We start from the raw sequence: 9,661 nt of genomic DNA, 5'->3' as shown, positions 1-9,661 counted from the left end.
CCCGGTACAATACCGGGGCCACCTATTAGCAATATAGGCTCTTTTATATGACTGTCCGAATTAAGGGGTATATATCAAAATCTCTCTACCTTTTTTATTTGCAACGCAAAAAACACCCCTATGGATGTTGACAAATCTAGCAAAATATGATATGATGAAATGTGGGAATATATAGAAATGACACAAATCTACATTTTTTTCCCATTGAATAAGGTATTTATTATTAACCAGCATTAATAATATATAAGAAAATACAATAGATTGCAAGAGTATAATAATAGATTTTACATTATGTTCGGCTGTCGTTCGTATTTCACCTTTGTTCGTGGAGTCTTAAAGGAGGATAGGCACTATCAGTTCGGTGTCTGATCTATATACCCCAAAATACATTAAAGGATAAAGGTGATAATGATGAACAACAATAATAATGGTAATCAAATGGGGCATCAGGACCCAAAACCTGAACACGGCAGAGATAACAAAGGGCATAACCCTAACCCTCCAGAACGGGGTCGGGATGCAAGGCCTGGTAACTCCGGAGCTATTAGAGCATGGAACTTCAAAAACTAACAGAAGAGTTTCGTCCTGCTAGATGGATTGAAGGTCCTTTTAAAGACATTCCTGGGGACGGTTGGTTTCTTTTAGAAATCAACCCTGTCCCACCACGGGATGAAATCGCAAAAGTTGTGTCTGACATCGATAACAATAAGCTTGTAAGAGTAGGGTATGAAACAGGGAGAATCTATCATTCTCTTCAATGTGATTTATCGGACCATCCATTAAGTCCAGAGCTAGAAAAAGCATTGGAATACATCAAGGACGAAACTTATTTAGTAGCTGTTTTACCACAAGGACCAATAAGGTTAAGCAAACAGCCAGTGGCTATTGCATTAAAACCTGATATTAATTACTTTATATACCCTGACCATCCTCATTTAAACGAAGACGGACATTATGATTGGAAATTTTATTTTCCACATTCATTTTGTTATAAGCATGACCATATGAGTTTTCAAGGGGATTTATCCGACAGGGTGTTGGATGCTTTTGAGCAGATTTCCATTTGGCTATTCCGACATCAAGTGTGGCTTGCAACAAGGGAATCAGGTGCTAAAGGCATTTGGATAGGAAAAGGACAACCACCTTTGCCAAACGGCCTTTTTCCTCGATTCCTGAATCCAGATAATCGTTGTAGATGTGGCAATAATAGAAAATATATTGATTGTCATATGAAACAAGATTTTATTGAAAGTATTCCTTTTCTAAATGGAAACAAATTCTTTGATAAGGATCTTTTAATAAAGAATCGAGTCCCTTTTCAGAAGGAGTTATACGAAAACTCTCTTAAAAAGAATCAGGATTCAATGAAAAAACTAAATCAGGCATTATTAAAATAAGACCATCATTCGATGGTCTTTTTTAATCTAATCTTCCGTGATCAGGCTCATGTCACAGTCTCCACATTTCAAATGGATATGCCGTTTATTGGAACGGACAATCAAAGCGCAGCCTGGACAAACCCATTTAAAGGATTTCTTTTTCTTTTCCTCACCGCTTTCTTCAGAAGAGGCATCTTCCATTTCTTCCAATGAATCAAAGTATCTGGATCCTCTTCTGCTTATTGCGAATACCGTCTGGTCGATATCCTTTTTTTGAACCTCTTCAATTGTGTCTTTGGTCAATTTCGGGAATGCCCATCCATATTTTTTATGTGGCTTTTCATCAGGAAAGTAAAATCCGCTTTGTATTGCTCGGGCTTTAAAGTTTTAACAGTAAAGTCAGTAACAACAATCCAGAAATAAGCTTTTTATGCATCACTACTTTTCCTCCCTCGCCTTTATATAATCACACGATTATTATCAGACTAAGTTACCAATAGATCCACCATCTGGGTATGGATTTTATCTGCTTATTCAACTCCCTCAGTTTAATACGATTTTCTCGCAAATACTCGCTTATTCGCAGGATTTCATAACCCTTTATAGATAGGGAACGATTAAAAGGTAATGAGTTCAGATCATAATAGCTTCGTGGATGCATAGTGAAATAAAGGAGTAACATAAAACTCCATATTTTACCATATGGTGTACATTCTCCACACCGCCCCTGGAGGTTTACCCTCCCATGTCTCAACGGGTCCATTGGCCCTTTCATTCCTTCGTCATACCTATCCAAGGGGTGGAGGCCAGTTATGCTAACCTGATGGGTCAGAGCCCTTTTGTTGAATAAACCTGGTACTCCGTACATATTTGAAATCCTACGAATAAGCCAACATTCGTTATCTAGCCTTATAATAATTTCTTATACTTTTAAGCTGCTTGCGGTAAAAGGGATTGAAGTTTATCCGGAGAATAGGCCTCGTTTCGTCTTGCCATTCCTACAAATATCCTCGCCAGTTTGCCTATTAGTTTCATGATCGACTTCATTTTTTTTATTTTTTTCACCTTAACATTATGAGAGTGGATCGCTTTGAATTCTGGATTGTTCATCACAAGGCTCATAGTCGCTAGGTAGAGGAAACGCCGCAGCCTGGATCTTCCCCGTTTGGAAATCACAATTTGCCCCTTCCACTTTCCTGAACTTGCCTCGGCCAGATGCAGTCCAGCGTGGCGGAGGAGAGAATTGCCGTGAGAGAATCCGCTCAAATCTCCTGCCTCCCCTAATATGCCAGCTAATGATACTTCACTAATACCTTTTATCATAAGAAGTTTCTTCGCATAAGGAATTTTTTGGAGTACTTCGGTTACTTGACTTTCAACTCTTTCGAGTTGCTTTACAGCCAAATCATATTCCTCTAACAGCTGTTCCAAATGGAATTCATAAGCATCAAGTGCTTGTAGTGAACCAATGGATCTCTTAGCGACTTGAACAAGTAATTGCGCTTTTTTCAATCCAGGCTGCCTTTTCATGATCGACTTCCACCCTGTAACCACCTCTTCAGGTTTCATGAAACGGAGATTCGTTGGCATTGGAAATAAACGAAGGGTGGCGATAGCTCCTTTAGCTGTAACATCTTTGAATACTTGTCTGAGTTCTGGAAAGACAATATCAACCCATCGATTTAATTGATTAATAGAACTAACCAGACGTTTCACCACTACATCCCGGTTAGACATTAAAACTCTTAGTTTTTCAAAGGATTCCGGGGTATTCCTTACAAATGAGTAGTAGCCATTCTTTACCATATCTGCAATAACGAGTGCATCTTTTTTATCACTTTTTGATTGGGTATTATCCCGGTTTTCTTTATTTCTTTTCACTGAGTAAGGGTTTACGGTTACGACCTCAATATTATGATTAAATAGCCATTTTGAAAGGTTAATCCAATAATGTCCGGTAGGTTCCATACCAACGATAGCTGAATCAAGGTTATTTTTACTTTGAAGAGTATGGATCCATTTTAAAAGAGTGGCAAATCCTTCTTCATTATTTTCAAATGAAAGTGGATCACCTACTACAATTCCACGGAAATTAACCGCACGCGCTACGTGTAGTTGTTGGGCAATATCCACACCAACTACCAAATGTTTATCGGAAATTCTTTCTATTAGTTGATTTTGGTTGTCCTGCATTTTAAACTTCATAGTAAGGGTTCCTCCTAAGGTTTTGAGTTAGAGTCGTGTCTTACTCATATCTTACTGAGGAGCTCTATTTTTTTCAAAGATGAAAAATAACGCTCTACAGGAATGCTAACCTGCCCTTTAGTGGAAGAAAGGGTTGATACACATTTTAGACGGATTGTACATTATCTAATTTTTATTTAGGCTTTTGGGCTTTTACATATTTAATCCTTTTTTGGTAACTACTAAAGTAACAACGAATAAAGGAGTTTTTTTATGTTCCCGGCGTATAAAAAGAAACTTAAGTCTCTATTATGGATGGGGGTTGGAAGTGCATTTCTCTCTAGTATCTTTAGCATTGTAATAATCAGCATTATTATTAAAATTTATAAAAGGATAAGTTAGTTATTAAAGCTGGGAAACCAGCTAAACCAGCTTCTTTTTTCTGTTACTGCATAATTTGGGCCAATTGCATAATAAAACCGGGTCCACCTTATTATGCTAACCTGCCACTTTAGTGAAACAACAGAAAAAAAAGGCTTACTCCTATAGAAGTAAAGCCCCCGTTAGCCATCCATGCAGCACAAAATCAGTGCTGCACCACAAAGAATGAAAATGGTTTGGAAGTGTCAATACTGATACTGACCTTAATCCAGTCAACCCAATCCATAGACTTATTAATTATCGCTCTCCTCTTTTTTTTAACGATTGAGCAGGGTCTTCTTAAGTATTGTCATTTTTCCAATCTTGAAGAAACTTATTTTCATGGTAGTGGAATAAGACCATTTCCATAAATGCAATTATGAAAATACTCAACCCATAAGCCGTAATTGACTTGTGTAGATTATTTTACTTATTTTCAATTACAACACATCATCGCTTAATCAATCCCGACAGGTCTACTTCTAATACTTTATCTTCTTTATCGTTGTAAGTAGATAACAATACAGTAATGATTCCCGATTCATTCTTCGTCTCTTTCTTATCGATCACCTCGGCGATGGTATACAATTCATCACCAGGATACACCGGTTTTATAAATTTCATATTATTCATCCCTGTTCCAGCGATGATATCATCACCATAGATACCTTGTTCAATCCAAAGCCTTACTGAAATGCTTAATGTATGTAGTCCGGAAGCGATGATTCCATCAAATCTCCCCTGCTTTGCTTTTTCCTCATCTAAATGCATATATTGAGGATCAAATTCTCCTGCAAATCTCATAATATCCGCTTTTGTCATTTTGAAGGACTTAGTTTCAAACACCTGTCCAACTGTAAACTCATCAAACTTCATAATTACACCTCTTATTTAGAAACTTTTGCACTTGTTTATATTAAGGTAGCATCAAATGCACATCAAGTTAAAAAAATACTCAAAATCCTCTAAAATCAATAGAAAAGAATACTTTTTTGGGGATATATATAATTCAGCTTTGCAATTGTAAATACCTTATTTAACTATCCTGTTTCGTAAGTTCAATAAGAAAAAAAGACGCTGCTACAGCAACCTCTTGTTTAACTCTAAGGACCCATTAGTTTAAGAACAATCCTTCACAAACTTCTTGTGCTTTGGATTTTCTGAAAAGGAAGCACAGGTTTTTCATCAGACACTCCGAAAGAACAGCTAGGAACAAAACTTGATTATTGAAGCAGAGGGAAAAAAGGCTGGGAAAATGCGCGTTTCCGAGTTGAATGGCGAAGCGTGGATTTACAGATTCGCCGTATTTCCTGAACTCCAGAGAAAAGGGAATGGAAGAAAAGCCTTGTCAAAGGTGGTAAAAATGGAGCAGCAAAAAGGATTGCCTATTTTTCTGGATGTAGAAGCCAAAAATACCCATGCACTAAAGCTATATGAATCATGCGGCTTTAGAAGCTACCATTCAAAGGATTATTATCGATATCTGAATTAATATGCCGTGCCTTGGCTATTTTACAAAAGAAAGCGGCGGATAAAATGATCCGCCGCAACAAAAGAATGATACTAAACTACTAAAAAAATCACTGTGTTTTTTTACCATTTACCTTGTCCAGGCACCTTATTTCTTGGGAGCCGGATAGGCCTTTGGCAACTTGTAACCGCGTTTCTTCATTACACTGCGCAGCAGGTCCGGGTAATCAGTGATCATCCCATCAACCCCATCATCCATCAGCTTTTCCATCGTAGGCTCGTCATCGACCGTCCACGGAATGACCTTCATGCCGTACTTGTGGGCTTCCTCGACCATTTGCTTCGTCACGTAAGGCTTGTAGTTCGGATCGGTTACCTTGCCGTTCTGAGGATCACCATGTACTGGGGAAATAGCACTTGCGCCGAACGAGTGGGCTGCAGCGACAAAATCGCCTCCGAAGTCATCGATGTCGATTCCGCCCAGCCATGGTGATGCGCCAGGCTTACCAGGCTGCAGGAACTGATCACCGTTAGTCAATGCGACAAGCGGCAAGCGCGGCTCGACTTGATGCATGCGCATGAGTGATCCCCAGTCGAAGCTTTCGATCGTTACGCGGTTAATCATTCCAGCTTTACGAACCTCGCGGGCAACTATCTGTACAAACTCTTCACGGGGGGCCGTTTCATTCGGTGCTCCGGCTTCCACTTTGGTCTCGACATTCATGTGTACCTTGTTGGCGTGGTAAAGCTTGACTAGATCGAACACCTCGCTCAAAAGCGGCATGCGGGCGCCAGGATTCAGCTGCTGGCCAGGGAATGACGCCTGCCTCAGCGAGCCGCAGTCCAATGTACGCACCTCGGCCAAGGTGAGGTCCTTTATGTACTTGCCGACATATGGGTACATGGGATCACCAGGAAACGCCGGACCCGTGTCCTGACACTTGGAACCCGTAACCTGACGATCGTGGGTAATTACAGCCTGATGATCCTTCGTGATTTGCACATCCATCTCAAGGGTGCTGACACCCACTTCGAGGCCCTTTGAGAAAGATGCAATCGTGGACTCGACGGTAAGCCCGATACCTCCTCGGTGCGCCTGCAGATCGAACTCTTTCGAACTGCCCGCAGTGTAAGACTTGGGCGCAATTTCTGCAGCCGATGCAGGTGTTACGGCCACTTGGATGGTAGCTGAACCCGCCATAAGGGCCGCCATGGCTGCAAGGATCAATTTCTTTTTTTTCATTTCCTCCACTCCCTACTTCTCTCTTAAACTATTACTTCTAGAAGTATAGAGGAAAGATGTAAATGAATGATTAATCCTATATTAAGAAAAAGTAAAGAAAAATAAGAAAATGTTCACAGTTCTTTTAGCATATCTTTCGCTGCTAATCCAGCAATTAGATACCAACTCTTTAACTTCCATTAATAAATTAAAATCATCAATCATTTAAATTGCTCCTAAAATTAGTTATCTGTATTATTAACTGAATTTCTTCTTTTTTTATTTGTCAGATGTGTGTAAATCATGGTGGTATTCATATCTTGATGGTTCAATACCTCCATAAGAAGAGGGAGATTCTTGTTTTTACGCCAATGCTCAGTTGCAAAAGAGTGTCTTAATTTATGGACAGGTTGCGTATTTTTTCCGTATGCTTCCGCAAAATCCTCGAATCGTTTTTGGAAAGCACGAATCGTTAACCGCTGGCTTTTTCCACCTTTACCCGTTGGGGAAGAGAGGAAGAGGGCACACGCTCCTCTAATAATGAAAGTCGGGATTATGATTCATTTAATAATCCAATTATTAATAAACAAATAAATGGGCGAGTGATAGTTCCAATTCATATTACAAGATTATGGGGGAGATAAATTTCCTAAATCCCGATTATTGACTGATGCAGCATTTAAGATCAAGGAAAAGGTTAATCCTTTTCCTCCTTCGCTTATAGGTCAAAAGCGACTTCAAATGTATGTAAGGCTGATCCTTTTAAAACAATTTAAAACCCCTGAAGACTTCGCTCCAAGGGTTAAATCCATTTTGTAAGTTAACAACAGTACCCGGGGTGATGAATCGGATAACATCCACAACCATGATGGAATCCATAATGGTGGTGAATAGGATAGCCTCCATATCCATGATGATGGAAAGGATAACCTCCATATCCCATGCCGTAACCAGGATAACCTCCATATCCCATGCCATAACCAGGATAACCTCCATAACCCATACCGCCACCAAAGAATTGTCTTTCCATTATATATCTCCTCCTCAAATTCTTTCAAAAATAGTTTATGTGTCCATGTTCAAAGAGGAATAGGTATTTGCCTATTGTAAGTGTATTCTTGTTTATTATTTTATTTGCGGTATACGGTAACTTCATTAATCCTCATTTTACTATTGGTCACAAGACAATTAGCAACTGTCAACGTTACTGTCTTGCTGTTAAACTAACCTGCCCCTTTAGCGGAACAACAAAAAAAGACTTTACTCCTTATTGAAGTAAAGCCCCGTTAGCTTAAGAACATTTCTTCACAATCTACTTATAAATAAAGCAGCTATTATTCTCGATGCTAATTTATTGCCTATGTCCAACACTGTTTGGAAATGGCAGCTAAATCTTTAACATTTGAACCTGTTTGTGAAAGTTAAAGTTAACCCAATAAGTCATCAATCATTAAAAATTTTTAACACAAAATACATATTCTATTAATATTTTTACTTTAAAATAAATTTTAGTGGGGATAGCATGAGTGGCTATCACTGTATTTGGCGTAGGCGGAGCCAAATACTTGCGCAAATCGAATGGTAGGGTAATCTACATTCCTGATTGCCAAGCAATTATAATAAAAGTAGTCCATAGAATTGTTGCCGAAAATAACATTATATTTATAGTGACCAATAAAATATGTAACTTATATTTGTTTAAAGACATACAAACAATTGAAGATAAGGAAAAACAGTAAGACAAAATCGCACCTACCCAGAATCCAATCCAAGTAAATGATCGACCAGGTCCCCAATAAGCCATCCCCTGAAACATCATACTAAAAGTAACACCAATAATTGCTAAAACAAAAGTAGTAATCTCCCATTTATTAATATTTTCCAATATGTATCACCCTTTGTTTGGAAAGTGTAATTTTACACTAAATTATAACAAAGGTTTCCAACTGATGCTATATCTACTTGGAACATATTCCTTCACTTGTTAATACAGATAGGTAAGGGTTTGAAGTTATCGCTCCCTTTTCCCCCCGTTCACACCGTACATGAGACTTTCACCTCATACGGCGTTCCAACTAATCCAATTTGATTTAATCATCAACACTTCAGAAATCCTAGCCCCTTCCATGTCTCAATTCTTCCGTTTTAATAAGTCGGTGCCTCCCGTAGGAGGTGAACCTCTATTAGTCTCACAAGAACCTTATTAACCGATAAAGATTTGCCTTGCATGATTAAATGATTCTTCATTAGTCTAGTGGCTATCCCTTCAGGCTGATTGGACCTTTCATTGGTACTGTACCACCACTTTCACTGATACAAAGGCAAGTTATACAATAACTAATGTCATTATTGCTTTCCTTGCCAACGCTTCTTCGGGAGTAAGCCCTCCACGTTATCAGCTTACAATGTTGAATTATATCTATTATGGAATGAACTTAGGTGCTTCCTGTAAGCCTGTTAGCATTCATACGCCTGTAACGTATCATGGATTTTCATATTAGCTATTTTTACTCATCCACATCTAACCTCACAATTTGGTGATATACACATTTCTATGTATCGCAGGTATAGACCCGTACATTCGGAAGTTTGTCAGCTTAACCCTTTATTATAGGTTTATTCGCATTCTCACCATCTTCATTCAACTCAAGCATCATGATTTACACCACCCCATCGGGTAGGCTTTCGTCAGCTTAACCTGTTACGGTAAATTCTCACACCTTTTCGCCGAGCTTATAACACTATCATTCTTACTTAATCCAGTGCTATTCGACTAAGAGAGAACCCTTCAGGGAGTTACCCCATCATTTGATTCTTCGATATAATCCTTCAGTTCCACAGGAACTGTCTAGCCTTTACCTGAGTGTTGTGACCAACTTCAATTTAAGCCAGAAACATTTCGCACAATTAGTCGAGTAGAAGGGAGCCTTTCTACCTTTCGGTAGATTGTGCTCCTCCCCCCTCACAGAACCGTGCTTGCGCTATT

At 39.0% G+C, this 9,661-nt stretch carries 10 protein-coding genes; 3 read left to right on the top strand and 7 right to left on the bottom strand.

Features of this window, described 5'->3' with window-relative positions:
- The first annotated feature begins 408 nt into the window (after positions 1-408).
- Both AC3WR0_RS25035 and AC3WR0_RS25030 read left to right on the top strand, forming a co-directional pair.
- On the top strand, positions 409-570 hold the full coding sequence (locus tag AC3WR0_RS25035) for a hypothetical protein (protein ID WP_492554794.1): 162 nt from the start codon (positions 409-411) through the stop codon (positions 568-570).
- Positions 552-1,397 carry a hypothetical protein gene (locus tag AC3WR0_RS25030; protein WP_492554793.1) on the top strand — a complete coding sequence of 282 codons (846 nt, stop codon included), beginning with the start codon at positions 552-554 and terminating at the stop codon, positions 1,395-1,397. The genes AC3WR0_RS25035 and AC3WR0_RS25030 overlap by 19 nt, the downstream gene beginning before the upstream one ends.
- Before the next feature lie 27 nt (positions 1,398-1,424).
- Here AC3WR0_RS25030 and AC3WR0_RS25025 read toward each other — a convergent pair whose 3' ends face one another.
- The 3 genes from AC3WR0_RS25025 to AC3WR0_RS25015 form a co-directional block, all read right to left on the bottom strand.
- Positions 1,425-1,682 (bottom strand): hypothetical protein, encoded by a 258-nt coding sequence (locus tag AC3WR0_RS25025; protein WP_492554792.1) that lies wholly within the window; start codon positions 1,680-1,682, stop codon positions 1,425-1,427.
- Positions 1,683-2,309: 627 nt separating this feature from the next.
- Positions 2,310-3,584, bottom strand: a complete 1,275-nt coding sequence (locus AC3WR0_RS25020) for an IS110 family RNA-guided transposase (RefSeq protein WP_492554791.1) — start codon at positions 3,582-3,584, stop codon at positions 2,310-2,312.
- 849 nt (positions 3,585-4,433) lie between these two features.
- On the bottom strand, positions 4,434-4,859 hold the full coding sequence (locus tag AC3WR0_RS25015) for a MaoC family dehydratase (protein WP_027323078.1): 426 nt from the start codon (positions 4,857-4,859) through the stop codon (positions 4,434-4,436).
- 343 nt (positions 4,860-5,202) lie between these two features.
- On the opposite strand from AC3WR0_RS25015, the gene AC3WR0_RS25010 reads away from it, so the two are divergent.
- Entirely contained in the window at positions 5,203-5,475 is a 273-nt protein-coding gene (locus AC3WR0_RS25010; RefSeq protein ID WP_492554790.1) for a GNAT family N-acetyltransferase, read from the top strand.
- 126 nt (positions 5,476-5,601) lie between these two features.
- On the opposite strand, the gene AC3WR0_RS25005 is transcribed toward AC3WR0_RS25010, so the two are convergent.
- From AC3WR0_RS25005 to AC3WR0_RS24990, 4 genes are all read right to left on the bottom strand, one after another.
- Positions 5,602-6,696, bottom strand: a complete 1,095-nt coding sequence (locus AC3WR0_RS25005; protein WP_492554789.1) for a glycerophosphodiester phosphodiesterase family protein — start codon at positions 6,694-6,696, stop codon at positions 5,602-5,604.
- Positions 6,697-6,917: 221 nt separating this feature from the next.
- On the bottom strand, positions 6,918-7,214 hold the full coding sequence (locus AC3WR0_RS25000) for a tyrosine-type recombinase/integrase (RefSeq protein ID WP_492554795.1): 297 nt from the start codon (positions 7,212-7,214) through the stop codon (positions 6,918-6,920).
- A gap of 281 nt (positions 7,215-7,495) precedes the next feature.
- Positions 7,496-7,705, bottom strand: a complete 210-nt coding sequence (locus AC3WR0_RS24995; RefSeq protein ID WP_081680172.1) for a hypothetical protein — start codon at positions 7,703-7,705, stop codon at positions 7,496-7,498.
- A gap of 561 nt (positions 7,706-8,266) precedes the next feature.
- Positions 8,267-8,560 carry a DUF3902 family protein gene (locus AC3WR0_RS24990; RefSeq protein WP_492554788.1) on the bottom strand — a complete coding sequence of 98 codons (294 nt, stop codon included), beginning with the start codon at positions 8,558-8,560 and terminating at the stop codon, positions 8,267-8,269.
- Positions 8,561-9,661 lie beyond the last annotated feature (1,101 nt).

This window comes from Neobacillus sp. FW104-15D2, from assembly GCF_058790155.1.
This window is presented reverse-complemented; position numbering and strand designations above follow the sequence as displayed.

Coding starts and splice junctions, on each gene's coding strand:
- AC3WR0_RS25035 (WP_492554794.1), top strand. CDS start 409: ATGATGAACAACAATAATAATGGTAATCAAATGGGGCATCAGGACCCA.
- AC3WR0_RS25030 (WP_492554793.1), top strand. CDS start 552: ATGGAACTTCAAAAACTAACAGAAGAGTTTCGTCCTGCTAGATGGATT.
- AC3WR0_RS25020 (WP_492554791.1), bottom strand. CDS start 3,584: ATGAAGTTTAAAATGCAGGACAACCAAAATCAACTAATAGAAAGAATT.
- AC3WR0_RS25015 (WP_027323078.1), bottom strand. CDS start 4,859: ATGAAGTTTGATGAGTTTACAGTTGGACAGGTGTTTGAAACTAAGTCC.
- AC3WR0_RS25005 (WP_492554789.1), bottom strand. CDS start 6,696: ATGAAAAAAAAGAAATTGATCCTTGCAGCCATGGCGGCCCTTATGGCG.
- AC3WR0_RS24995 (WP_081680172.1), bottom strand. CDS start 7,705: ATGGAAAGACAATTCTTTGGTGGCGGTATGGGTTATGGAGGTTATCCT.